Raw genomic sequence first — 24932 nt, forward strand, 5'->3', positions numbered from 1 at the left:
CATGCTCATCAAGGCAATGAGATAAAAAAGTGTAAACACACTGCCTACCAATGAGGGTTGATAAAACCTTGATAAAGGCATATAAAAAGCCATATAAAAGGCAATTAAATAAGTAAAGCGATGAACGACCCCACTTTAAAATATTACCCTCAACAGACCCATAAACTATCGCTCATTCAGCTATCACCATCTTTGACAGGGTATGAAAAGATGGTAGCAGCAACGCAATACTCATCATAATATTTTGTAGTCAGGTGCGACATTATGCCGCATGACAAATAATTTATAGATTTATATAATGTTTGTAAATAAAAACATTACCCTTTGTTAACCACGCATGAGGGTAATTGACATCTGAATTGGTTGTCAAACCAAGGAGTCAACATGATAACAGAACATCTAGTCGATATCTCCCGTCTGCAATTTGCAGTCACGGCGTTATATCATTTTTTATTTGTACCACTCACACTGGGCATGGTGTGGCTGCTGGTCATCATGGAATCCATGTACGTGATGACAGGCAAAGAAGTGTGGAAAGACATGACGCGTTTTTGGGGTAAACTGTTTGGCATCAACTTTGCCTTGGGTGTCACCACTGGCATCACCATGGAATTCCAGTTTGGTACCAACTGGGCGTATTACTCACAATATGTCGGCGATGTTTTTGGTGCGCCGCTTGCCATTGAAGGCTTGATGGCATTTTTTTTAGAATCGACCATGGTCGGACTGTTCTTCTTTGGTTGGGATAGACTGTCGCGCGGACAGCATTTGCTGGTGACTATATTGATGGCGCTGGGTACCAATCTATCCGCGTTGTGGATTTTGATTGCCAATGGGTGGATGCAAAATCCGGTTGGCGCGGAGTTTAATTACCAAACCATGCGCATGGAAATGACCGATTTTGCGGCAGTATTATTTAACCCTGATGCGCAAAACAAATTTGTGCATACCGTCTCTGCCGGCTATACGGTGGGAGCGACCTTTGTGCTTGCCATCTCAGCGTGGTATCTGCTCAAAAAACGCGATGTCGAATTTGCCAAACGCAGCTTTCAAGTCGCGGCGGCATTTGGTTTTGCGTCGATTTGTAGCACCATCGTGCTGGGTGATGAGTCGGGTTATTCTATTGGCTTGGCACAGCAAACCAAAATGGCAGCGATAGAGGCGATGTGGGAAACCGAGCCTGCGCCTGCCAGTTTTAATTTGATTGCAGATATCAACCAAGCCGAGCAAAAAAACAACTGGGCAGTGCAAATCCCGTATGTGATGGGCTTGATTGGGACGCGCTCGCTGGATACCCCGATTTTGGGCATCCATGACATCAAAATCATCAATGAAAAACGTATCATCAATGGTCAAAAAGCGGTGCTGCTGCTGGAGCAATTACGCAGTGCGCCCCCAGGTTCAACCCCAAACCCTGTGACAGTGGCGGAATTTGAAAAGGTAAAAAAAGACTTGGGCTTTGGGTTATTGCTCAAACGCTATTCCCCAGATGTCAGCAAAGCTACGCCTGCAATGATTAAACAGGCCACCGATGCCACCATTCCGCCTATTGTCCCGATGTTTTGGTCATTTCGTGCCATGGTGGGCTTGGGCTTTTTATTGTTGGCATTGTTTACGATTAGTCTTTGGTCAACTGTCAAAGGCAACTTTATCGAAAAACCTTGGCTGTTACGTTGGGCATTATTGATGCTGCCTGCGCCTTGGCTTGCTGCTGAATTTGGTTGGTTTGTTGCTGAGTATGGGCGTCAACCTTGGACGATTTATGGCATGTTGCCGACCTATTTTTCAGTCTCCAACATTAGCGTGGCGAATGTGTATGCCTCGCTGGCGGGATTTGTTGGTTTTTATACGGTGCTGCTGATGATTGAAATGTACTTGATGGTGAAATATGCCCGTAAAGGACCCGCCAGTCTAGGAACGGGCAAATACTACGGCGAAGACACTCACAAGGTTCATGTGAGTCCTTCATTAAATTTGAGCCCTAAGACAGCCGAGGTGAATCATGTTGTTTGATTATGAAACACTCAAAATTATTTGGTGGTTATTGGTCGGTGCGCTGCTCATTGGGTTTGCTATCATGGATGGGCATGATATGGGCGTGTGTTCGTTACTGCCTTTTGTCGGCAAGGATGATGAAGAGCGCCGGGTGATTATCAATACCATTGGTCCGCACTGGGAAGGTAACCAAGTGTGGTTTATCACCGCAGGCGGCGCGATTTTTGCGGCATGGCCGATGGTGTACGCCACTGCCTTTAGCGGTTTTTATTGGGCGTTGATGGCAGTATTGTGGGCGTTGTTTTTCCGCCCGGTGGGGTTTAAATATCGCAGTATGATACACAATCCAACCTGGCGAAAAGCGTGGGACTGGGCGTTATTTGTCGGTTCATTTATTCCGGCTGTGGTGTTTGGCGTGGCATTTGGTAATTTGTTTTTAGGCGTGCCATTTAGTTTTAATGACCATTTGGTATCGACTTACACAGGCTCTTTTTGGGCATTGCTTAATCCATTTGCCCTACTGTGTGGCTTAATCAGTGCGTCTATGTTGATTATGCAAGGTGGGGCGTATTTGGCGCATCGCACCCTTGATGAGGTACAAAATCGTACCATTAACTACGCTGCTATCAGTAGTCTGGTGATGGCGGTGCTGTTTGTGATAGCAGGGGTATGGATACAATCCATTGACGGCTATCATATCACAAGCCCTATTGACCCCCAAGCCTTGCCAAATGTGCTCAATAAAGAGGTGACGCGTCAAGCGGGCGCATGGATGGCAAACTATCATCAGTATCCGCTGGCATGGGCATTCCCTGTACTTGGTGTCATCATGCCGATTGTCACGGCGATATTGCTAAAAGCGCGTAAAACCTTGAGCGCATTTATCGCCTCCAGTATTGCTGTGCTTAGTGTGATTATGACCGCAGGCGTGGCGCTGTTTCCGTTTGTCATGCCATCCTCTAGCGACCCACGGTCAAGCTTGACGGTTTGGGACAGTGTATCGAGTCATCTTACCTTGATGATTATGTTGGTTGTCGTGGTGGTGTTATTACCGATGATTGTAGGTTACACCAGCTGGGCATATAGCGTGATGCGCGGTAAAGTGACCAAGGCTTATGTTCGAGAGCAAGAGCATTCACTTTACTGACCCAAATCAAGGCAACTTAATAGGAGAACACAATGTGGTATTTTGCGTGGATATTAGGATTGGGGTTTGCGGTATTATTGGCGATTTTAAACGCGCTGTGGCTTGAAAATGCCGATGCGCGTAATAAAGCCTTTAATCCAAAACTTGCGGACGAACCCACCAATGATGGTACGGTGACAGAAGGCAATCCCACTGAAGATATCCATAAAACAGGTAAGACTTCAGATAACGAGTCCTTATAGCCATCAACCTCAACCATTAGCGCTTTAAGTCACCACGGCTTAAAGCGCTTTTTTATGCGTTGTCAAAACCCGCTATTTTTTAATTATTTTCTTATTTGGTACACAATTTGCATTCCCTGTCTTTGTAAAACTGACTAATAATTGAGCGATAGTTTTTTATCTAGGGCATAAGGGCATAAGCTTCATGAGAAAGTTAAACAATACGGTTCAACGGCATACGGGTAAACGGTTTAATAAAGCCTATAAATGGCTATTATCCGTGATGGTTTTTTGTCAACATTCCTCGGTGTACGCTGCGACGCCCACCAATGAGCAGCTATATGACTACCAAAATGTGATGTGGGTAGTTATTGGCGGTTTGCTGGTGTTCTTTATGCAGGCGGGCTTTGCGCTCATTGAATCCGGCTCAGTGCGCAGTAAAAATACCGTGAATGTGCTGATGAAAAACTATACCGATATGGCGATTGGCGGATTAATTTTTTATATCTTGGGCTATGGCTTGATGGCAGGCAACAACCCCACAGGTTACGTGGGTCAAAGCGAGTTTTTACCAGAGCAGCTTAGCAATATGCAATGGGCACATTTGTTTTTTCAGATGATGTTTGCTTCCACCGCCGCCACCATTGCCAGTGGTGCGATGGCGGAGCGTATTAAATTTTCAGGGTATCTGATTGGTACGTTGATGACTTGCGGACTGATTTATCCCGTCGTAGCAAGTTGGGCATGGGGCGGTTATTATGGCGGTCAAGGCTGGCTTGCCCAGCTTGGATTTATTGATTTTGCAGGCTCTTCGGTGGTGCACTCTGTCGGTGGGTGGTTAGCGCTCGCGGGTATTATCGTCCTTGGACCGCGTATTGGTCGCTTTGCCCCTGATGGCACGCCGCGCTTGATTGCCGGTCATAATCTCACGCTGGTCACCTTGGGCGGCTTTATCCTATGGTTGGCGTGGTTTGGATTTAACGCAGGTTCTACACTGACCAGCTCAGGCAACTTGGGCAAAATCATGCTAAATACCCATCTAGCAGGGGTGAGTGCGGTGACGGCTTATTTGCTGATTTCAGGGGTGATGCGTAAGGCAATTTTATTGAGTGATACGGTCAATATCAGCCTTGCAGGATTGGTCGCCATTACCGCAGGCTGTGCGACCATGTCGCCTGTGTATGCGATTGTTACCGGTGTTGGTGCATGTTTGGCGTATTTGGCGGTGAAGCGGTTATTGGATAATGTTCAAATGGATGATGCGGTGTATGCCGTTGCCGTGCATGTGGGCGGCGGTGTGTGGGGTACGCTGGCTGCAGGGCTGTTTTATGAAGGTGATTTATTCGACAGCCATCGTATTATCGTACAGCTGATGGGCATCGCGGCAATGTTTGTTTGGTCGTTTGGACTGGGTATGGTGGTGTATTTTGTGATAGAAAAAACAATCGGTCTTCGCGTACTTGCACAGCATGAGCAACGCGGGCTCGACTTTACCGAACATGCCGAAGGGGCTTACCCTGAATTCCAAGATAGCTTATTTAGTCAGCAAACGCTAACTGAGCGGCACTAGTTTTAAATTTTTGCGGTACCTGTCTGCTCTGTCGTCACAGGTACCCGACCCACCACAGTCATTTGCGTCCATTGTAATTTTATTAACTTTAAATATTTGGCACCGTCATGAACAAAGAAGCTACTATTAAATCTGCGTTAACACCGTTTTTAAAAGATGCTGATATACGTAAAGCCATGGACATCTTTCATAAAGATTATGCCGATATTACGCCCTACCAAATCCAGCGTTTTGTCCATGAAATTACGCAAGACAACGAAACCAAAGAATATCGCTCAAATATCCGTCGAAGTTTGATGAAAGCGCTGAGTGATTACCAAATGGGTGCAGCCAACCCCCAACCGATAACCCATGATATCCCTAATTTGGGGCAAAATAGGCTAGTAATTCACCCATCACCCAGTCAAGTAGCTATCTCTAACCAAAAACCTGACGCAATATCTGACCCAATATCTAGCCAAACATCTAACCAAATAGCCGCCTTTGAGTTACTGATTGATAGTTTTACGGCGCAATTTTCACCATTATTGGGCAGCCAAATTTTAGACAGTGTCAGGCAGACGATTCATCAGCATCATAATTCATCAAAATCTCGTGGTTTTGGGCTATTAGCTCGCAAGGCAGAAACCAATCAGGCTTTAACCTTAACCATGATTCACTTTTTTGATCAGTTTTTTGGTGGGGACAAACAAAGTGCGTTGACAATGTCCTTGACCGATGCGGATACAGCAGGGTTTAGAACTATCTTATCGTTATTTTATCAGCAAGCGTGTCAATGGGCGGGACCTACTGATGCAGATATTGCCTTGGCGCAGGCAAACAAGATTACCAAAGCCAAGTTTGACGTATCTTTGGTTGAAAAATTTATGTAGAATGCCATTTATATAAAATACTACGGATTGACAGTATCATAGTACAATTTTTATGCAGACCTAAAGATGCTGAATGGCAAGTTCCCAGTTCATTTTATTTCCAGGTCCATTTTAGAGAGTTTAGCACTGCGCTTGATACTGTATTGTAGCTTAATTTTATGAGACCAATTCTAGGTGTCATAAGATTAAGTTTTTTTTAACCGATGAAAATTTATTGCAACTGGCTTCCCTCACAAATTTTCGGAAAATGTCATGAATCATCAAATTCAGTATTATGTTTACGCCAGTAAAATAAATTTGACCCAAATTTTTGACCACAATTTATTCACTGATATTCGCGAGCAAGCCCAGTCCAACAATCAACACCATCATATTACGGGGTTTTTATTGTTTAAGGATGGCAAATTTTTGCAGTATATTGAAGGTCAAAAAGCGGTATGTGAACAATTATTTAACACCATAAAGCAAGACCGACGACATAAAGAGATGGTGGTGTTAGACCAGGGACAGTTAGAAAAACGCTATTATCAGCAATGGCTGATGAATTGTTATAACATGGATGAAAAAACCCAAACCCTTGAACTGCTTAATCTTCCAGATATGGTGTACGACTTTGATATTTATCATTGGAGCCAAGCTCACGTACATGAGGTGATGTCACTAATGGCAAAAAACCATTTGCTTGGCATGACACCCCAAACAGGCAGTTTTTTCTCGGTGGTTTATCGCCGCTTTATGCGGCAGAATAAAAAATATTTAATCATTCAACTGCTGATATTAGGTATGTTTTTCATCAGTTTATTGTTCTTAAAAAGCAACCATTAAAAGCAAACATTGATTAACGCGATAGGGTATAAGCCGAAAGTGACGATTACCAAACACTTAATAAAGACGTCGAAACAATTGAGCTTAAACCGCGTCGCTATCTTGCGCTTGCGTAAGCGTTTAATGGTTAGCCTTTTCGCCATCAGATTGGCAAAAATTTACAGGTCAATTAACAACATAAATATCACCAACCATGGAACCGTGATGATGGTGAACATGAAAAAAAGGTGTTTTTTGACATGGTGTTTGATGATGGCGCCGATGTAGCTTTCCGCTTTGACTTGGTAGGGCGCAATATCAGCCGCATCGCGCTCATAGAATGCGACCATCTCATTGAGTAATTGCTCGACTTGTTCGGTCTGCCATTGGTAGGTTTCAAACTGTGCTAACAGCTTACTAATCACTGGGGTGGTATGGGATATGCTGGGTGTCACGCATAGCATATCGCATTGCTTAAAGCGTTTAGAATGGGTCGTACCTTGATGGATAAGATGAATTTTATGGTGGCGTTTATCATGGGTGATAGCGAGGTACAAATTCGCTATATACATTTCACTACCTTCCATAAAATGCAGAAAGCGACCATCTTTGAATAGGATAAAACCCATGATGCCGGTTTTTTGATTATTATCTCTGGCACTTTGATAAATTTGGGTAAATGTGCTGGGCTTTAAAGCGGCTGACCACGTAAGCGAACTGGTATAAGTCAGGTAATAAGTAGGGGGAGACATCATCGTAGAACTCCTCAGCCATACTCTTTATATGTTACTTTGAGTGTAGCATAATAATTTTTAATGTTATTATTAATTTAGCATCTTTTATTAAAACTAAAGTATAACCCTTAATTCATACAAAAATAAATTAAAGTTTATAAATCTTTTTAGGGTAAAAATTTAATTATTTTTATGATGCTGTGTTTGCATATCTGTGATTAGCTCATTCACCTCCGGTGACTGCCAATCGGTGGGGTTAAACGCTTGAAATAGTCGGCTAATGGATAAATTATTCACATCCTTATCAATGTCAATACAGTACATATCCCATTTTTTGAACCGCGGCTGTTCCCGATGACCCTCGGTAATTATTTTTAAATTTTTATGGCGATAATCTTTAAGTAAATCTTGGTACAGGTGAGTGACCAATGCCTTATCCCCTTCCAAATATTGAAAAAAATGCCCATGTTTGAATAGCAAAAATCCCGTGATATGTTGGGCATGATTGTTTTGCCTAGAAATCTGCTCGATAGTTTTGAAAGTAAAAGGATTAATCGCGCCCAGTAAGGTGATTTTACTGGTGTAAGTTAAATAATAAATAGCATCACACATAACGATATCCAACATAAGGTTACCGCTGTTACCAATTCACTACAGCAGGCATTTGATTAACGCTTATAAGCGATTATACTTAACAAAAAGCCATTTTCTTACATAAATATTTAATCATTTCAAATTTAACGTCCTGACTTAAAAACTTACTTATTTAAAAAAGCAAAAACCTTAAAAAAGAGAAACCTTTAAAAAAGAGAAACCTATGTCAAATTCATCGACCCACGCTACAAAACACCCGTCATCCGCCACCGTCCGCTTGAATAAATACAAACTTGGAACTGCTGCGGTTATAGCCCTTGTGGGGTTAAATTTGACAGGCTGTCAGGCCATGGCGACAAAAAACGCACCCATCGCAGCAAAAGCTGATAGCACTAGCACTGTGTCAAATGGTATTAAAACCATCAAAAATATTGCCTATGGCACAGATACCCGCCAACAACTCGATATTTATACCCCTGCAGATGGTCAGCGTCACCCTGTGTTGATATTTGTATATGGGGGCAGCTGGCAACATGGCAAACGCCAAACCTATGGCTTTGTCGGTAAGCAGTTTGCCAAGTCGGGCTACACCACAGTGGTGGTGGATTATCGCTTAGCCCCTGCAAACGTATTCCCAGATTATGTGCTTGATACAGCCAGCGCCATGGGTTGGGTGTATCGCAATGTCGCTCAATATGGCGGCAATCCTAATCAGCTGTTTGTCATAGGGCATTCTGCAGGGGCGTTTAATGTGGTATCTGCGGTGGATGATAGCCGTTTTTGGAAAACCACCGGCATTCCCAACAAGGCAATATTAGGCGTGATTGGACTAGCAGGGCCGTATGATTACGATTTTCGTAGCGGTACTACCAAAGTTGCCTTTCCAGCTGATACCACCCGCCAGCAAGTGATGCCTGTGTATCATATCCGCCAAGATGTACCCCCGCATTTGTTGGTCACAGGCAGTAAAGACAGGCTTGTCTACCCACAAAATGCTGATAGCCTACAAAAAGCGCTGACCCAAGCAGGCGGCAACGTGGAACGGGTGCAAGTCCCTGCCACTCATGCAGGCATCGTCATTGGACTGGCAACACCGTTACAGTCTTTTTATCCCACCTTTAACAAGGTCAATGATTTTATGCAGCGGCATTTACCAACAGCGCAGTGAAAAAAATTTCCAACAAAAACTTTAAAGAAAAACGTCCAAGAAAAGATTTAAAGCAGCGGCAAGTTTCACCGACTCATTTTACTGTCTAGATTTTACTGTCTAGATTTTACTGCCTAGATTTTACTGCATAGACAGCTGCTGCAATATAATGACGCTTTTCCACACAGCCGCTATCCGCTTATAATAAACGGCATTGACCCGCTTATCATAAAAAAGTTTTCACTATCCTCATAACAACATAACGAACAGGAATTCCTGATGCTACCACTCAAAGACCCAACCTTACTCAAAACCCAATCACTCATTGACAACCAATGGACGGACGCCACGACAGGCGACACCATTGATGTCACCAATCCATTTGACAACCAAGTGATTGCCACCATACCGAGTCTAGAAAAATCCCAAGTCATCGACGCCGTCGCCATCGCACATAAAGCGCAAATAGACTGGGCACAAAAAACCGCCAACGAGCGCGCAGCTATTTTAAACAACTGGGCAGATTTGATCGACCAAAATAAAGAAGATTTGGCAGTAATTATGACAGCCGAGCAAGGCAAGCCAATCACCGAATCGCGCGGTGAAATCGGCTATGCCAATAGCTTTATTCGCTGGTTTGCCGAAGAAGGCAAACGCATCTATGGTGACATCATCCCTAGCACCAACAAAGACCTACGCTACGTGGTGTTAAAACAACCGATTGGCGTATGCGCGGCGATTACCCCGTGGAATTTCCCCGCCGCCATGATTACCCGCAAAGTTGCCCCTGCCTTAGCCGCTGGCTGCAGCATCATTGTCAAACCTGCCACTGAAACACCCTTGACCGCACTGGCGCTAGGGGAGCTGGCGGTACGTGCAGGCTTTCCTGCAGGCTTGCTACAAATCGTCACCGGCAAGTCATCCGTCATTGGTGAAGTGCTGACTCAGGATGAGCGTATCCATAAATTGTCATTCACTGGCTCCACCGAAGTTGGTCGCACTTTGATGGCGCAGTGCGCCTCCACGGTCAAAAAACTCTCGATGGAGCTTGGTGGCAACGCGCCCTTTATCGTCTTTGATGATGCCGACTTAGAAAAAGCGGCAAGCGGTCTTATCGCTTCCAAATACCGTAACGCGGGGCAAACCTGCGTCTGTGCAAATCGCGTGTATGTGCAATCAGGTATTAAAGACAAATTTTTAGCCATCTTTAAACAAAAGGTAGAAGCCTTAAAAGTCGGTAACGGTATGACAGAGGGCACAAATATCGGTCCACTAATTAATAAAGACGCCATGGACAAAGTCGAGCAGTTGCTGACAGATGCGGTCAACAAAGGCGCGACCGTGGTCACCGGTGGAAAGAAACACAGCGCGTCAGATTTAAGCTTTGAACCGACCATTATCACGGGTATCACCGATGACATGGACATCGCCAGCCAAGAGATTTTTGGTCCGATTGCGCCCGTGTTTGTGTTTGATAGCGATGAGGAAGTGATTGCCCATGCCAACAACACGATTTATGGACTAGCGGCCTATTTTTATACCCAAAGTCTAGCTCGCTCGTGGAAAGTGTGTGAGGGGCTTGAATATGGTATGGTGGCGCAAAACACCGGGCTGTTATCCACGGAGGTCGCACCGTTTGGGGGTGTGAAGCAATCAGGCTTTGGGCGTGAAGGCTCAAAATATGGGATTGAAGACTATGTGACTACCAAGTATTGGTGTATTGATGTGCAATAATAGTTAAATCGTCCAAATTCATGGCATACATTGCCATGATTGCCCGTTACATTCAACCAGTTGTAGGACGATGTTGAGCGGTGTTTGCCCCATATGTAGCATGGTAAATTTGTATAAATCCGTGTCCAACAAAGACTTAATAATCGCCATCACCCATCCTAAATTATCTACCTATTGATATGAGTGACTACTTTAGCATTAATTCGCTGGGATTGTACAAAATCTGACTCGGTGCTTGGCATTATGGTTGGCTGGGCGTATCAACTTTAATTTTATTGACGGCATGGTATTCACGGTTAAAATACACCAAGCCTGTCTGGTCTTTGCCTTGTTGTATGGCTTCGATACGACAAATAAAAATCCCGTGTGTGCCGACTTCTTGGATTTGCTCGATTTGGCAATCAAAGCTCACCAAGGCATTGTCCAAAATCGGTGACTGGGTCATCAAGGTATGCCATGTGCCATGCTCAAAGCGCGCTTGCGCTTCGAGTTTGGAGGCAAAAACCGCGGATAATTCTGCATGATGGTCAGCCAGCACATTCACCGCCAATACCTTGTTTTGCACAAAATATTCATACGAGCGTGAGGCGGTATTCATACATACCAGCAAGGTCGGTGGGGTATCGGTTACACTGCACACCGCCGATGCAGTAAAGCCATGACGACCCGCAGGGCCATCGGTAGTGACCACATTGACCGCAGCCGATAACATCGACATGGCATTTCTAAAATCAGTAACGTCAACCATTATTTTTTCCAAAGTACTTTTTAAATTATGAGGTCGTCCAATTGATGCGTCGCTAAATAGTCATTTCGGACGAGCTTGGCGCCTTGTGCTAAGGCAGACAGCTTGCCTTGTGCCACATCACGGGGGAGCGGCGCCATCCCGCAATTGGTACAAGGGTACAAATTTTTGGCATCCACAAACTGCAAGGCTTTATGCAGCGTTTCTGCCACTTGTTCAGGCGTTTCTATCTGATGCGTCGCCACATCAATCGCGCCCACCATCACTTTTTTGCCACGAATCAATTCGATAAGTTCCATCGGTACGCGCGAATTGTGACATTCTAGCGACACCATATCAATCGCCGATTGCTGTAGTTTGGGGAAGATGGCTTCATACTGTCGCCATTCACTGCCCAAGGTTTGTTTCCAATCGGTATTGGCTTTGATACCATAACCATAACAGATATGGACGGCAGTGTCACATTTCAACCCTTCGATAGCACGTTCGAGTGCCGCAATGCCCCAATCATTAACTTCATCAAAAAATACATTAAAAGCAGGCTCATCAAATTGAATAATATCGACCCCTGCCGCCTCGAGTTCTTTGGCTTCTTGGTTGAGTATTTTGGCAAATTCCCAAGCCAGTTTTTCACGGCTGCCGTAGTATTGGTCACTTAAGGTATCAATCATGGTCATGGGTCCAGGTAGCGCCCATTTGATAGGTTTGTCTGTGTGCTGACGTAAAAATTTGGCGTCCTCAGCAAATACCGATTGCGGGCGCGACACCGCACCCACCACAGTCGGCACACTGGCTTCATAGCGATTGCGAATTTTTACCGTAGCGCGATTGGCAAAATCAACCCCATCCAAATGCTCAATAAAGGTGGTGACAAAATGTTGGCGGGTCTGCTCGCCATCACTCACAATATCAATGCCTGCCGCTAGTTGCTGCTGCAATGATACCAATAACGCGTCTTGTTTGCCTTGGACAAGCGTGCTGTCTGTTAGCTTCCAAGGTGACCAAAGTTGTTCAGGTTCAGCAAGCCAGCTTGGTTTAGGCAGGCTACCTGCCGTTGATGTTGGAAAAAGTGTCGTCATTGTTTTCTCTTTAATTGTTTGGTGTCAGCAAAAACTGCTTAAGCGACTTATTAAGCTACTTGGGTTAAGCTACTTGGGTTAAGCTACTTGGGTTAAGCTACTTGGGTTAAGCTACTTGGGAATTTAACCATTCTTGTAATAAGGTTTGGTAGGGTTTAATAAAGTGGGTTTCTGTGTATTGACCTTGTTGAATCGCTAGCTGGCTGCGCTCTTCACGGTCATACTCGATTTTGGTCAGTGAATAATCTTCATGATTTAAACTGGGTTGATAACTTTGACCTGCCACGGTATTGGCGTTATAAATCTCAGGACGATAAATTTTTTGGAACGTTTCCATCGTGCTAATCGCGCTAATAAGCTCAAGGTTGGTGTAGTCGTTGAGCAAATCACCTTTAAAATAAAATGCAAAAGGTGCCACTGATTTTGGCGGCATAAAATAACGCACCGATAACCCCATTTTGCTAAAGTATTCATCCGTCAGCGAATATGCGTCTTGTACATATTCAGTGCCCAAAATCGGATGACAATTGGCGGTTCGGGTGTAGGTCTTAGTGGTCGATACACTGAGACAAATCACCGGGGGTTTGTTAAATTGCTCACGATAGGCAGGCGAGTTCAACACATAATCAAACAACTTGCCATGCAAATCCCCAAACCGCTCGGGCACGCTAAACGATGGCTGGTTTTTGTTATGCGCCAACAGCCATACACTAAAGTCATAATCGCGCACATAGGAAGAAAAACTGTTACCCACGATGCCATCGATTCGCTGCTGGGTCTGGGTGTCAAAGATAACGGTTTTTAAAATCTCAATAGCCGGAAAGCTGTATCCCGTACCCGCTATCTCAAGATGGGCAGATACAATTTTAAGCTCGACCTGATAGCGGTCGCCAGTCACATTGTCCCAATGTGCCAAGTCATTAAATCGATGGTTAATCATTTGTAGGGTATTGCGTAAGTTTTGCTCGCGGTGTTCACCCCGTGCCAGATTGGCAAAGTTGGTAGTCAGCCTAGTATCTTTGGCAGGTTGGTAGTTTTCATCAAAGGCAATGGTTTTGATATGACAATCAATCGGTAAAGTCATGTCTATAATCTCCGTAACAGTAGCGCAAAAAATTTTCTTTTAGCACCCTACGATTACTAAAAATCGTCACGGCTAAAAGTACAAAGACAGTTATACGCTAAAATAAAGATGAATAAAAACGAATTAAAATTTAAAAATGATGAATTTTATTCATTTTAGGTTTTTTCTTGCATAAAGATTGGATTGCCACCCATGCAAAAAATGCCTGCCTTGCCAAGCCCGCTGAATCAATTGATAGGCAAAAAAGCGTCATTATTGGACAAGCGGCTTTATGTGACCTTGCCGTAAAACCACCGACTTCAGGTGGTGGATATAAGGCAATTGCTTAACTCTATAAGATTTGCTATACTCATATCACTATATTTAATGTCTTGCACTCAACAGTTAAGTTAAGACTAAATTGCGAGTACGCAGTAACTTAACTGGTAAGGCACTCCAAACACACACTTAAGCTAATCCGTGTCTATTGACAATCCTAATGGTAGGATTAGTTTAAAATAAGAACCTTAAATGTACGGTGTGTAGTACGGGCGGTTGCCACTATTTAAGGTTTGCGGTGGGGCTTCACCGTCTTGCAGAAGGAATCCCCTCGCTTTAGGGAGGGGAGGAAGTCAAATTAAGATGGCAATATCATCTGTCATCATTCAAGCGTGCATCAAGCGATTCCCCTGTTATGCTATCTACCCCATCATCTGATAACAAATCGTCAAAACTATATATTAGGGTAGTGGTAGTTGGCATCGTTACCGCGTTGCATGGGCTGCTGCTATATTTATTTTTTCAGTACCAAACGCCATTAAAAATCAAACCACAAACTACACAGCCGCTCGAAATTAGCTTTATCCAGCTGAAGCCTCAACATCCTTCACAGACCTACCTTTCACAACCGCCTGTGGTTATCCATCATGCAAACCCTACCAAGCAAGCTTATACTAGCACTAACACACAAGCAGCTGATATTAAAGAAAAAACGTTCCCAACACCAAACCCTACACCCGCCAAACTGGTGAATCACCCAGCAAAAAATAGTAGCCACAAGCCAATTGAACTCAGAACAACGAGGGATAATTCGGCTAACCAAAAAAAAGCCAGTCAACCTAAAACTGCGTTATCTACAGCAAGTCAAATTCAAACTGAAAATCAAGCAAAAACCCTGGATATTCCTAACCCGCCATTACTGAACGCCCATGAAAACAACGCCCATTATAAACAACAGCAAGCGGCACAAATAGAACGCAACATAAATTCAAACACTAGCCAATCTCTTACTCAGTCCAAATCAGCTACTATCAACCAAAGCCATACCAATGCCGATAATGCTTTAAAACCTATAACTCACGATGAGCGTGCTAAATCATCTGCTAAATCATCTAAAGACTCGATGCGCCCTCAAATACAAAAAACGCCAAATCAGCCCGTTAGCCCAGTTATTTCAGCTATCCCCGATGTCCCAGCTATTAATTCGTCAGCAAAACCAGCAACACCCATCACCTTTGGCAATGCGGATGCAAGTTGGCAGAAAAAACCGAACACGCAGTTACCACCCAATTTATCGCGTATTGTGACACTAAAGCAGCTATCAAGCCTGCAAGTAAAACTTAATGTCAATGCCAAAGGTGACGTGGAAAAATGCAGGATTACGCAAACATCGGGTGATCAAGCGGTGGATAAATTTATTTGCCAACAAGTGCAAAAAGCCAAACTTTACCCAAAAAAAGCCAATGGCATCACTGTACCAAGCATTGGTAATCTCACCATAGCACTGACCAATCTTGCAAATTAAACCATACAATATGTCGTTGAAGCAGTATCTATGTGATAATCATTAAGGGCTTACTGTGTCAACAATTGATTAACTAGACACATAAAAAAGCCAACCTGATGAACAGATTGGCTTCCATGTTATTGAAAGTTAGCTTATTTCTTTTGGTAGGATAAACGTACGCCGTATACCCAGCCATCATTATCTTGGAAATCGCCAACAATGCTACCATCGGGTAGTTTGGCTTTGGCATCACCAAACATTAAGTATTTAACACCACCTGAGACAGCCCATTCAGGTGTCAAATTGTATTTTGCGCCCAAGCCCACATTCCAGTTACCCTCCACAGGTCCTAGAGAAGTGATGGGATTGCCTGCACCTGAGTCATAACCCACAGCGCCCGAAATAGCTAATTGTGGTGATAGTTTCTTACCTAGACCGACTTCAGCAGTCCAAGCGTCTTTAGAATAATCAACCAAATTAAGGTCACCATTTCCACTAGCTATTGCTGCTGCATTATAAATTTTTGGTTTAATTGCAAAATCGCTCCAAGGTACCCAACGTGCTTTTGCAGTTAAAAGGGTTGTTGGATTGATACCTGTTTGGAAATCTAAGTTAACAGATTTTGGCATGGTGATAGTAATTTCATTGGTGCCGACACCCGCTGCACCAAGTGCAGGAAGATTTTCCGTCATATTATTGACGTCGTGGTCGATTTCAGAGCGATAGGTTAACGCGGCTTTGAGGGCAATTTCAGGTTTTAAATAAGCAATCCCAGCCATCCAGCCATAAGCCGTATCACGCGTGATATTTGCATCATACCCAGAGGCAGTTTTATAAGCGTTACCACGTAAATGGACATCACCTTCTAAACGCTGAATCGTAGGACCACCATAGATTTGAATGTTTTTCTTTTCCCCCAGTTTTACCCCCAACAGTCCTGTGAAATTTTGGCTGCTGATAGAAACGTTGGTTGCACCTGTAACTTTAGATAAATTTTGTGAAGCCGCTTGTGCGGTAGATAAAGTCTTAACTGCTTGGGTACCAGCCGCAACTTGGGTAGTACCTGCAGCAATCCCTTGTTGAAGTGCAGTAATTTGTGGCGTTAAAACAGGCGCTAATGCAGGGTTAGCAGCCAAAGCAGCTTGGGCTCTCGCTAATTGAGTATTTGCGGCATCTAATCGCGCTTGCCCTGCAGTAACTTGATTTTGGATGGTTGAGATAGCGGTTTGCAGTTCTGCAGCATTGGTAACAGGGAGTGGAATACCTGCATTTTGCAATCCTGCTGCTGCCTGCGCATAGATACCATTCACTATAGAAGTTGGTGCACCAACAAAGTTGTTATCGCCAGAAAACTCAACATCTGCGGCCCAAGGCTGATCAAAAAATGCCCCTACGCTGATGGTGTCATTGACATCGGCTTTTGCCCCAAAATTTAAAAACTGGTAATCCTCTGCCATATCAGGGACATTGCGACCAGCGGCAAAGTTTGCGTCAGTTGTCGCAACTTTTGCGTTATCTTTACCTTCGATTGTTGGAGCGATAGTAATGTGCTCAACATAGGCAAAAGTACCTTGCTCGGTAAAAGCCCAGCTTGGTTGGGTAGAGCGGTCTAGACCTGCGGCGTTTGCGATAGAAACAGTAGAAAGCGTAGCAACAGCTAGCGCAAGAGAAGAAATTTTAAATGACATGTGAAGCTCCCTGTTTGATTTTAATCATCACGTCTAACATCTAATTTAACAAAAACTTATCGGTAAATTAAAATTGACGTAATACCTTCCTTTCGTCAGTCAAAGAATAATCAAAATTTTAACAATTGACAACCATAGAATCACATTTTTGTAAGAATTTATTGACCTGAGCAGTCACGAAAAAAAGAGGGTGTTAACCCAATGAGTTAACACCCTCTTTTTACTGACTATATGTGCCTAAACAACTATCGACCGCGATAAGTAATACGTCCTTTCGATAAGTCGTAAGGTGTCATTTCAACTTTAACTTTATCGCCTGTTAAGATACGAATATAGTTCTTACGCATTTTTCCAGAAATATGCGCAATAATTTCATGCCCATTTTCTAAACGCACTTTAAATAATGTGTTAGGTAAAGTATCGACCACTTCGCCTTCAAATTCAATTACATCGTCTTTTTTTGCCATAATACCTATATCTATGAGTCAAATGTATAAATGCAGATTATACGCTGATGCGTGTGTTATCGCAACTTTTAACCCCTAAATCAATCAATTGAAAAAAATAGCTGAAAGTTGTAGGCGAAAATTCATATTATTCTGCCAAATTTAACCAAATGGGCGAAAGTCTTGTTACCGGTAACAGTGATTGAAATTGGGGTGGATACAGCGCATTGATAAAGTACAGCCCATCGGCAGAAGCCGTCGCTGCCGCAAGTGACCGGTTTTTGCTCAGCAGCAATGCTTCAATCCATGCGACTGGCTTTTCACCACGCCCAATTTCAAATAACGTACCCATAATATTTCGCACCATGTGATGCAAAAAACCATCGGCTTGGATATCCAACACTAACAGCTCACCATGCTGAATCAATTTGGCAAAATGGACATGGCGGACAGGCTGATTAGATTGGCAGGAAGCGGCACGAAAACTGGTAAAATCATGAGTGCCTTCCAGATAGGTCGCTGCCTGCTGCATCAGTTGGACATTAAGCGGGGCGTATTCATGAGTAATTTGCTGATTGAGTATCGCAGGTCGAAAGGGGTGGTTGAGGGTAATATAGCGGTAGCGTCGAGCAATGGCAGAAAAGCGCGCATGAAACTCAGCGGGCATCACTTGTATCCAGCGCACCGCGATATCATCAGGTAGTAGAGAATTTGCGGCACGCAGCCAATTATAAGGCTGACGCGTGGCACTGGTCTGAAAATGGGCTATCATATTTGACGCATGGACACCGGCATCAGTACGACCCGCAGCGATGACTTCTATGGGTTCATTGGCTATTTTTGATAACGCTGCTTCAACATGCTGCTGAATACTATCAACTTCTTGTTGTCGTTGCCAGCCGCGATAGCGAGTACCAATAAATTCAATGCTGATCGCATAAGTATTTACAGTCATAAAAAAGCCAATTTTTCCAAAACCTAGGATAAAAAAGCCTAGGGCGTGTCCCTAATTCGGAACAAAGTATTTTTAATGGCCTAAAAATGCCTAAATCTGGCAAAACTGCGTTAAATTGTTTGACAATATTCCAATATTATCTGCACAATTTGCCTTGTTTTGCTGGCGATTTAGTCTATTTTTAGCCTCATTATCCAAATAGGGACACGCCCTAGTATAACAACTAATCAGTTATTAGGCGACGCTGTGGGTATCTTTTAGACAATGCGCCCAGCGCTGACGGCGGCGAGCAGGGGAGTCATAACTGCCAATCAACCATAGCAGACGCGCAAATATGGCAGGTAAGGTCAACCGCCCCGTCATCAAAACTTCACATTGAGCCAGCCATGCCCCCGCTTCATACGCTTTGCTCACGCCACCATACGCGCATTGGGTCGTCACTGCAACCAGACAGCCTTGTTTTTTCGCCTGTAATAATTGGTTTTTGATGGATTCGGCATACGGCACATTGCCTGCACCAAATGCCAAAATAATGATGGCATCTGGTTTTTCAGACAATAAATTATCCAAGCGAGCAGCGAGCAAATGCGTATCCACGGGCGTCAAATAAAGTGTGGCAATATTGGCATGGGATAAGCTGCCAAACACTTGCGGCAATTGACTCAACCGATCTTCTAGCCACAGTTGATGCTGAGCCTGGGTGATTTTTGCGGTATAGCTATTGGCGGGATAACCAGCACGGTGGTGCCCCACAAACGCCATTAAATCATGGCTATGAATTTTTTGTACAGTTTGGGCAGGCCAATCTTCACCAGAAAAACACACCCGCACCCCAGGCTCACCATGACAGGCTAATTTACAGGCATCAAATAAATTCTGCGTGGCATCGCTCTGCGGGTCGATGCGGTAATCGGTTAACACATTGCTATCAAGCAAAGGTCTCATCGCCCCTGTCACCACAATACTGATATGACTACCCGCAAAACACTCTGCCAAAAAAGCCGCGAGGTAGCTAAGCGTATCCGTGCCTGTTAGCACCACAAATTGGCGAAGCCCTTGCGCAATGGCTTGTAGTATCAATTGATAAAAATGCGCAAAATCGGCAGGCGTTAACTGGCTACTGTCTTTAATGACATCATTATCCAATATCCGCCAATCCACAGGGTCGTGTGCATGGTTAGGGTAAGTGGCAAAATGGGTCTGTAAAATCTGTGATAACACAGGTAAAAAAATATCGGCATCTAAGCTGGCAAGCGGTTTGCCATAACTGCCAAAAGTGCCGCCGGCGTAGATGATGCCAATACCTGATTTGGTGATAGATTTACTCAATTGAAATTTTACTCATAAGGGTTGGCAACGGATAACTTATCAAGGACAGCGATTTCAATCGCTTCCATTTCATCTTGCTCAGCTTGTCCAAGTTCATGGTCAAAACCCAGCAAATGCAGCATACCATGCACCAGCAAATGGGTCAGATGCTGCTCTACTGTCTTGCCTTGCTCAGCGGCTTGACTGACCACCACCGCATGGCAAATCACTAATTCACCTAGCGGCAGTGCGGGCAGTAATTCTAGCACAGCTTCAGGCAACTCACTGGCATAGGATAAAATATTGGTAGCGTAGTCTTTGCCACGCGCCTCAAAATTGATGGCGCGAGCTTCCACAGGCTCCGTGACATAAATTTCTAACTCAACCGTTTTTTGAAAGATAAATTCACCCAGTTGACTAGGTATCTCAGTAGTGTCTCGATGGGTTTGAAAATACTGCAGAACTTGCTTCAAAATAGCGGCAATCTTGTCTTGTTGGTACAAGGCTTCAAGTTCGCCAAAAGTTGGCAGTTCAATTAAGCTTTCTGCAAAACTAATTATCACTTGACCCATCGGCACTTGACTCATCGGCGCTGGCGGCACAGCGCTCGCTAAATCACCTGTTAAAGCAATTTGGGTTGGCAAAGCTGATGACATAAGCTACTCCGCGATACCGATATCAATGGGTGCGTTATCAATCGGTGTGTTATCAATCGGTGTGTTATCAATCGGAGCTTTATCAATCGGGGCGTTGTTATCCGTCACCCCGATAGCCAAGCTTGCTGCTTGCGACTGTGCTTGGCTTTGTTCAAGTAGGCGCGATTGCTTTTTGGCTTCTTTAATCGCTTCTTGCGCTTCATCATATTTATCGTAGGCTTGCACGATTTTTTGAACCAATTGATGGCGTACCACATCTTTGCTATCAAACCGCGTCACATGAATCTCTTCAATATCCGCCAGAATTTCTAGCGAATGTCGCAAGCCTGACTTGGTGCCGCGAGGTAAGTCCACCTGTGACATATCGCCCGTGATGACCGCCCGCGAGCCAAAACCCAAACGGGTCAAGAACATTTTCATCTGCTCAGGGGTGGTATTTTGTGCTTCATCCAAAATCACAAACGAATTATTTAAGGTACGACCGCGCATGTAAGCGAGGGGTGCTACCTCAATGACTTGTTTTTCAATCAGTTTTGCCACTTTTTCAAAACCTAGCATTTCATATAAAGCATCATAAAGTGGGCGTAGGTAAGGGTCAATTTTTTGGGTCAAATCCCCCGGTAAAAAGCCCAGTTTTTCCCCTGCTTCTACCGCAGGGCGCACCAGCAAAATACGCTCAATCTCATTGCGCTCTAGCATATCCACCGCACAAGCCACCGCCAAGTAAGTCTTACCCGTCCCTGCAGGCCCTACGCCAAACGAGACATCAGAGAGTAAGATTTTTTTGACATATTGCTGTTGGTTGTAACCGCGGGGGATGATTTTTCCTTTACGGGTTCTCAAACTAATCGGGGTGAATTCAGTGCTATCTGCGCGCTCGCTGCCATTTTCGCTAGCGGCATCATTATCCAGCGCTAAATCTTGCTCACGGCTAAAACTGGTTTGCACGAGCAGGTGTAAATCTTCTGGCGAGATGACGTCGCTGCTTTGTGTTTCATCGGCAAGCTGTGCCAAGATACGCTCAGCACGCGCGACTGAATCGAGCTCACCTGAAATCACAAAATCGGTTTTGCGTTGGTGAATGTGGACTGACAGACGATGTTCAAGATATTTAATATGATTGTTGTATTCGCCAAGTAAGGTTTTGAGTTGTGGGGCTTTTAGAGATGATAAATCGACTGTTCTGCTGATAGTATCGCTCAAGAGTGCTTCCTTTTATGGGTTTTTATAGTTGTGATAAATCATAAGGTTGAGAGATTAGGGGAGTATGACAGTAACCAATATAATATTTTGGCACATTGATACTATTATGGTAAATATATGCAAAAATTCAAGTGACGTTCACGGGTTTTTGTCATTTCAAGTGATTTTGAGGTCGACACGTAGCCAACGCTCAGCCACGATAAACAAAAATTAAATTTTGGAAAAATGAAAAAAAATGTGACAAAATGCTTGACGATATAGGGTTAAATACGCATAATATGCACCCCATGACAGGCAAGAAATAGTTTAAAAATTCTGCCTAAATCCTGCAAATTTGCCAAACATGGCGATGTAGCTCAGCTGGTTAGAGCGCACGACTCATAATCGTGAGGTCAAGAGTTCAAGTCTCTTCATCGCCACCATTTGCAAATCACTTAACGCACGCTATTTTATAAACCCAGTATTTTGCTAAGCCAAGCATTTTGATGTTTGGCTTTTTTGTTGTTTGTCATTTGACAATAAAAAAACAAAAAAAGGGCGATAGCTGTATCACCCTTTTTGTCATTTAATATTAACGAGCAGCGTTAAAGGCTTTATTGGCATCATCAAAACGTGCCATGACTTTGTCAGATGCGGGCGTTAACAGCGACACCACGTAGATAGCAATCATGCCTAAAATAAAGCCAGGTATGATTTCATAAAGACTACTACCGGTTAATGGTTTCCAAGCGATGACCGTCAACGCGCCTACAAGCATACCCGCCAACGCGCCTGTCCCCGTCATACGTCGCCAAAATAATGACATCAACACCACAGGACCAAACGCCGCGCCAAAACCTGCCCAAGCATAAGAGACCAATCCCAACACTTTGCTATCTGGGTTTTGGGCGATGATAATGGCAATCGCTGAGACCAAAAGCACCATGAAGCGACCAATCCAAACCAGCTCTTTTTGCGTGGCAGTAGGGCGAATAAACCCTTTATAAAAATCTTCTGTAATCGCGCTTGAGCATACCAATAATTGACAGCTGAGGGTACTCATGACCGCCGCCAAAATAGCCGACAATACCACACCGACAATCCAAGGGTTAAATAACAATTGTGCCAAACCGATAAAGATACGCTCGTTGTTATCTTTTAAGATATCAGTTTGTTCAGGATGCACTGTCATATAGGCAAGCCCAAAATAACCGACCGCCACCGCACCTGCTAGGCATAAAATCATCCAAGTCATACCGATACGACGGGCATTATTTAGTGATTTGACCGAATTTGCCGCCATAAAACGCGCCAAAATATGCGGCTGACCAAAATAACCCAAGCCCCACGCAGCCGCGCTGATGATACCGACCAATGACGTACCAAACAGCAAGTTAGCGTAGTTTTTGTTGTTTGCTTGTGCCGCCATACTGACCGCCGCATGAATTTCATCCATACCGCCTAAGTTTAAATAAACCATAATGGGCGCGAATACCAGCGCAAAAATCATCAAACTTGCTTGAATCGTATCCGTCCAACTCACCGCCAAAAATCCCCCAATAAAGGTATAGATAATGGTGGCAAATGCCCCTAGCCACATAGCCGTGGTATAGTCAATTTCAAACAAGCTTTCAAATAGCCGCGCACCTGCGACAATGCCTGAGGCGCAATAAATGGTAAAGAAAAATAAAATAATCGCCGCTGAAACAATTTTAATCAATTGATTGTTGGCGCCAAAGCGGTGGTGAAAGTATTCAGGCAAAGTCAGTGCATTGTTATTAAACTCAGTATGCACCCGCAGTCGACCCGCCACCAAAAGCCAGTTAAAATACGCACCAATCACCAAGCCAATTGCAATCCAAGATTCACTTAAGCCCGATACATAAATCGCCCCAGGTAATCCCATCAGCAGCCATCCTGACATATCTGATGCACCCGCCGACATCGCGGTCACAAAACTGCCCAGACTACGGCCACCCAAAATATAGTCATCAAAGTTACGGGTGGCAAAATATGCCGCAAACCCGATGCCCAATACCAAAATCAAATACAACGTAAATGTAATATAAACGGGTGTCATCCCATCACTCCTAAGGTCATCCCGATTCAAGGTAATAAAACCACTAAAAATTGCTAGCAGTCATAGAGATTTTACAATTGTCATCACACGCTAATCGACATCCTGATAGACATCCTGATAGATACCATCTAATAACGAAAAGTCACATTGTAGAAAAATTTTAGGTATAAAAAAAGGATAATCGCTGTGATTATCCTGTGTACGGTATAAAATTGTCAACGCGCTAAACTTTGCGATACATAATATCGTAAATAGCGCGACCTTCCTCTAGACCGCGTTTTTCAAATTTAGTCAGGGGGCGAAAATCGGGACGCGGTAAAAAGTTACCTATACCTTCGCTGTTTTTGCCTTCGACATTTTCAAACGCGGTTAAACTATCCATGACTTCAATCATCCAGTGGGCATAATGTTCCCAATCGGTAGCCGCATGAAATATGCCGCCTTTTTTAAGCACCCGTTCCACCACCTTCATGCGATCAGCACTGACAAAACGGCGTTTGTAATGGCGCTTTTTTTGCCAAGGGTCAGGAAAATACAACTGCAGCGTGTCAATATGCGCCGCCGGTAATTGCTGCATCAGGGCAATGGCATCGCCGCTGATGAGTTTGAGGTTATTTAGACCCAGTTCCCCTGCCAAAAATGCACAGTTACCCAGTCCTGCCTCATGCACTTCAATGCCGACAAAGTTTCGTGTTGGCTCATTTTTTGCCATTTCCACCAAGCTTGTGCCCATACCAAAGCCAATTTCAAATGTCAAAGGCGCATCAGGGTTTGAAAATAGCTCACGCAAATTGGTTATGCCGCCGATGTCCATCGCTTGAATTGCATCCAAATTGGGCTGGACGAAAAAATGGGCAAAGTCTGACTGTAACCCAGCTTCTGCCTTTTTGCCCACATGGGTTTTGCGCTTCATAAAAGTTTGAATGGCGCGATAGTGCGGGGATAAAGAGTTTTCATCACTCGGTTGTGGGGTAGTGGATGGATTGGGCGAAAGCAATGGGGCATCGGGTTTAGCCGCATCGACTGTCTGAGAAGTTTGGGTAGGTTGGGGTGTCATCATTTGCAAAAATCGTAGTTGGTGTGATAAAGGGTGGTTGTGATAAAATTCGGCTATTATAAGTGAAAA

General features: G+C 44.1%; 24 protein-coding genes and 1 tRNA gene. 11 read left to right on the top strand and 14 right to left on the bottom strand.

Annotated elements, in window-relative coordinates:
• The first annotated feature begins 384 nt into the window (after positions 1-384).
• The 6 genes from AXE82_RS10570 (at position 385) to AXE82_RS10595 (ending at position 6630) form a co-directional block, all read left to right on the top strand.
• A complete protein-coding gene (locus AXE82_RS10570) occupies positions 385-2013 on the top strand; it encodes a cytochrome ubiquinol oxidase subunit I (RefSeq protein ID WP_062334520.1) in 1629 nt (542 codons plus the stop codon).
• On the top strand, positions 2006-3142 hold the full coding sequence (gene cydB / locus AXE82_RS10575) for a cytochrome d ubiquinol oxidase subunit II (protein WP_208856230.1): 1137 nt from the start codon (positions 2006-2008) through the stop codon (positions 3140-3142). Before AXE82_RS10570 ends, cydB begins: the two co-directional genes overlap by 8 nt.
• Before the next feature lie 32 nt (positions 3143-3174).
• On the top strand, positions 3175-3384 hold the full coding sequence (gene cydX / locus AXE82_RS12515) for a cytochrome bd-I oxidase subunit CydX (RefSeq protein WP_082741469.1): 210 nt from the start codon (positions 3175-3177) through the stop codon (positions 3382-3384).
• A gap of 262 nt (positions 3385-3646) precedes the next feature.
• Positions 3647-4933, top strand: a complete 1287-nt coding sequence (locus tag AXE82_RS10585; protein ID WP_062334971.1) for an ammonium transporter — start codon at positions 3647-3649, stop codon at positions 4931-4933.
• 107 nt (positions 4934-5040) lie between these two features.
• A complete protein-coding gene (locus AXE82_RS10590; RefSeq protein WP_062334525.1) occupies positions 5041-5805 on the top strand; it encodes a hypothetical protein in 765 nt (254 codons plus the stop codon).
• 252 nt (positions 5806-6057) lie between these two features.
• Positions 6058-6630 carry a BLUF domain-containing protein gene (locus tag AXE82_RS10595; protein WP_062334527.1) on the top strand — a complete coding sequence of 191 codons (573 nt, stop codon included), beginning with the start codon at positions 6058-6060 and terminating at the stop codon, positions 6628-6630.
• A 158-nt stretch (positions 6631-6788) separates the two neighbouring features.
• Here AXE82_RS10595 and AXE82_RS10600 read toward each other — a convergent pair whose 3' ends face one another.
• On the bottom strand, positions 6789-7364 hold the full coding sequence (locus AXE82_RS10600) for a BLUF domain-containing protein (RefSeq protein WP_062334529.1): 576 nt from the start codon (positions 7362-7364) through the stop codon (positions 6789-6791).
• A 159-nt stretch (positions 7365-7523) separates the two neighbouring features.
• Positions 7524-7955 (bottom strand): BLUF domain-containing protein, encoded by a 432-nt coding sequence (locus AXE82_RS10605; protein WP_062334532.1) that lies wholly within the window; start codon positions 7953-7955, stop codon positions 7524-7526.
• A 205-nt stretch (positions 7956-8160) separates the two neighbouring features.
• Here AXE82_RS10605 and AXE82_RS10610 point away from each other — a divergent pair, with 205 nt between their 5' ends.
• Together AXE82_RS10610 and AXE82_RS10615 are read left to right on the top strand one after the other, a co-directional pair.
• Positions 8161-9105 (top strand): alpha/beta hydrolase, encoded by a 945-nt coding sequence (locus AXE82_RS10610; RefSeq protein WP_062334533.1) that lies wholly within the window; start codon positions 8161-8163, stop codon positions 9103-9105.
• A gap of 258 nt (positions 9106-9363) precedes the next feature.
• A complete protein-coding gene (locus AXE82_RS10615; protein WP_062334535.1) occupies positions 9364-10818 on the top strand; it encodes an NAD-dependent succinate-semialdehyde dehydrogenase in 1455 nt (484 codons plus the stop codon).
• A gap of 18 nt (positions 10819-10836) precedes the next feature.
• Here the strand turns inward: AXE82_RS10615 and AXE82_RS12370 are convergent, their stop codons facing one another.
• From AXE82_RS12370 to AXE82_RS10630, 4 genes are all read right to left on the bottom strand, one after another.
• Positions 10837-10968, bottom strand: coding sequence for a hypothetical protein (locus tag AXE82_RS12370; protein WP_257721697.1), 132 nt, complete (start codon positions 10966-10968; stop codon positions 10837-10839).
• 91 nt (positions 10969-11059) lie between these two features.
• Positions 11060-11566 carry a flavin reductase gene (locus AXE82_RS10620; RefSeq protein ID WP_062334538.1) on the bottom strand — a complete coding sequence of 169 codons (507 nt, stop codon included), beginning with the start codon at positions 11564-11566 and terminating at the stop codon, positions 11060-11062.
• Positions 11567-11586: 20 nt separating this feature from the next.
• Positions 11587-12642, bottom strand: a complete 1056-nt coding sequence (locus tag AXE82_RS10625; RefSeq protein WP_062334540.1) for a methionine synthase — start codon at positions 12640-12642, stop codon at positions 11587-11589.
• A 106-nt stretch (positions 12643-12748) separates the two neighbouring features.
• A complete protein-coding gene (locus tag AXE82_RS10630; protein WP_062334542.1) occupies positions 12749-13726 on the bottom strand; it encodes a DUF1852 domain-containing protein in 978 nt (325 codons plus the stop codon).
• Between the two features lie 167 nt (positions 13727-13893).
• Between AXE82_RS10630 and AXE82_RS12210 the strand changes: the two genes are divergently transcribed.
• Positions 13894-14055 (top strand): hypothetical protein, encoded by a 162-nt coding sequence (locus AXE82_RS12210; RefSeq protein ID WP_156627573.1) that lies wholly within the window; start codon positions 13894-13896, stop codon positions 14053-14055.
• Between the two features lie 344 nt (positions 14056-14399).
• Positions 14400-15509: an energy transducer TonB gene (locus tag AXE82_RS10635; RefSeq protein WP_062334544.1), complete on the top strand. Its 1110-nt coding sequence runs from the start codon at positions 14400-14402 to the stop codon at positions 15507-15509.
• A 134-nt stretch (positions 15510-15643) separates the two neighbouring features.
• On the opposite strand, the gene AXE82_RS10640 is transcribed toward AXE82_RS10635, so the two are convergent.
• The 6 genes from AXE82_RS10640 to AXE82_RS10665 form a co-directional block, all read right to left on the bottom strand.
• The gene (locus AXE82_RS10640) at positions 15644-17179 is read right to left on the bottom strand and encodes an outer membrane protein transport protein (RefSeq protein ID WP_062334547.1); all 1536 of its coding nucleotides are present in this window, start codon (positions 17177-17179) and stop codon (positions 15644-15646) included.
• Between the two features lie 245 nt (positions 17180-17424).
• Entirely contained in the window at positions 17425-17646 is a 222-nt protein-coding gene (gene infA, locus AXE82_RS10645) for a translation initiation factor IF-1 (protein WP_007116282.1), read from the bottom strand.
• A 127-nt stretch (positions 17647-17773) separates the two neighbouring features.
• Positions 17774-18580, bottom strand: coding sequence for a tRNA pseudouridine(38-40) synthase TruA (gene truA / locus AXE82_RS10650; RefSeq protein WP_007116281.1), 807 nt, complete (start codon positions 18578-18580; stop codon positions 17774-17776).
• 234 nt (positions 18581-18814) lie between these two features.
• On the bottom strand, positions 18815-19909 hold the full coding sequence (locus tag AXE82_RS10655) for an asparaginase (protein ID WP_062334549.1): 1095 nt from the start codon (positions 19907-19909) through the stop codon (positions 18815-18817).
• A gap of 8 nt (positions 19910-19917) precedes the next feature.
• A complete protein-coding gene (gene ybeY, locus AXE82_RS10660; RefSeq protein ID WP_082741471.1) occupies positions 19918-20544 on the bottom strand; it encodes an rRNA maturation RNase YbeY in 627 nt (208 codons plus the stop codon).
• Between the two features lie 3 nt (positions 20545-20547).
• Complete coding sequence (locus tag AXE82_RS10665) at positions 20548-21747, bottom strand: PhoH family protein (protein ID WP_062334551.1); 1200 nt, start codon at positions 21745-21747, stop codon at positions 20548-20550.
• A 345-nt stretch (positions 21748-22092) separates the two neighbouring features.
• On the opposite strand from AXE82_RS10665, the gene AXE82_RS10670 reads away from it, so the two are divergent.
• Positions 22093-22169, top strand: a tRNA-Met gene (locus AXE82_RS10670).
• Between the two features lie 149 nt (positions 22170-22318).
• On the opposite strand, the gene putP is transcribed toward AXE82_RS10670, so the two are convergent.
• Together putP and trmB are read right to left on the bottom strand one after the other, a co-directional pair.
• A complete protein-coding gene (gene putP / locus AXE82_RS10675) occupies positions 22319-23806 on the bottom strand; it encodes a sodium/proline symporter PutP (RefSeq protein WP_062334554.1) in 1488 nt (495 codons plus the stop codon).
• Positions 23807-24029: 223 nt separating this feature from the next.
• Positions 24030-24863 (bottom strand): tRNA (guanosine(46)-N7)-methyltransferase TrmB, encoded by an 834-nt coding sequence (trmB, locus tag AXE82_RS10680; RefSeq protein WP_197931503.1) that lies wholly within the window; start codon positions 24861-24863, stop codon positions 24030-24032.
• Positions 24864-24932: the final 69 nt, after the last annotated feature.

It is taken from the genome of Moraxella osloensis (assembly GCF_001553955.1).
Classification (GTDB): Bacteria; Pseudomonadota; Gammaproteobacteria; order Pseudomonadales; family Moraxellaceae; genus Faucicola; species Faucicola osloensis.

Bases quoted from the DNA above. Each gene is read 5' to 3' on its own strand.
- infA (WP_007116282.1), bottom strand. From the start codon at position 17,646: ATGGCAAAAAAAGACGATGTAATTGAATTTGAAGGCGAAGTGGTCGAT.
- AXE82_RS10570 (WP_062334520.1), top strand. From the start codon at position 385: ATGATAACAGAACATCTAGTCGATATCTCCCGTCTGCAATTTGCAGTC.
- putP (WP_062334554.1), bottom strand. From the start codon at position 23,806: ATGACACCCGTTTATATTACATTTACGTTGTATTTGATTTTGGTATTG.
- AXE82_RS10625 (WP_062334540.1), bottom strand. From the start codon at position 12,642: ATGACGACACTTTTTCCAACATCAACGGCAGGTAGCCTGCCTAAACCA.
- ybeY (WP_082741471.1), bottom strand. From the start codon at position 20,544: ATGTCATCAGCTTTGCCAACCCAAATTGCTTTAACAGGTGATTTAGCG.
- AXE82_RS10620 (WP_062334538.1), bottom strand. From the start codon at position 11,566: ATGGTTGACGTTACTGATTTTAGAAATGCCATGTCGATGTTATCGGCT.
- AXE82_RS12370 (WP_257721697.1), bottom strand. From the start codon at position 10,968: ATGGCGATTATTAAGTCTTTGTTGGACACGGATTTATACAAATTTACC.
- AXE82_RS10585 (WP_062334971.1), top strand. From the start codon at position 3,647: ATGGTTTTTTGTCAACATTCCTCGGTGTACGCTGCGACGCCCACCAAT.
- AXE82_RS10605 (WP_062334532.1), bottom strand. From the start codon at position 7,955: ATGTGTGATGCTATTTATTATTTAACTTACACCAGTAAAATCACCTTA.
- truA (WP_007116281.1), bottom strand. From the start codon at position 18,580: ATGACTGTAAATACTTATGCGATCAGCATTGAATTTATTGGTACTCGC.
- AXE82_RS10600 (WP_062334529.1), bottom strand. From the start codon at position 7,364: ATGATGTCTCCCCCTACTTATTACCTGACTTATACCAGTTCGCTTACG.
- AXE82_RS10635 (WP_062334544.1), top strand. From the start codon at position 14,400: ATGCTATCTACCCCATCATCTGATAACAAATCGTCAAAACTATATATT.
- AXE82_RS10610 (WP_062334533.1), top strand. From the start codon at position 8,161: ATGTCAAATTCATCGACCCACGCTACAAAACACCCGTCATCCGCCACC.
- AXE82_RS10630 (WP_062334542.1), bottom strand. From the start codon at position 13,726: ATGACTTTACCGATTGATTGTCATATCAAAACCATTGCCTTTGATGAA.
- trmB (WP_197931503.1), bottom strand. From the start codon at position 24,863: ATGACACCCCAACCTACCCAAACTTCTCAGACAGTCGATGCGGCTAAA.
- cydX (WP_082741469.1), top strand. From the start codon at position 3,175: ATGTGGTATTTTGCGTGGATATTAGGATTGGGGTTTGCGGTATTATTG.
- AXE82_RS10595 (WP_062334527.1), top strand. From the start codon at position 6,058: ATGAATCATCAAATTCAGTATTATGTTTACGCCAGTAAAATAAATTTG.
- AXE82_RS10615 (WP_062334535.1), top strand. From the start codon at position 9,364: ATGCTACCACTCAAAGACCCAACCTTACTCAAAACCCAATCACTCATT.
- AXE82_RS10590 (WP_062334525.1), top strand. From the start codon at position 5,041: ATGAACAAAGAAGCTACTATTAAATCTGCGTTAACACCGTTTTTAAAA.
- AXE82_RS10640 (WP_062334547.1), bottom strand. From the start codon at position 17,179: ATGTCATTTAAAATTTCTTCTCTTGCGCTAGCTGTTGCTACGCTTTCT.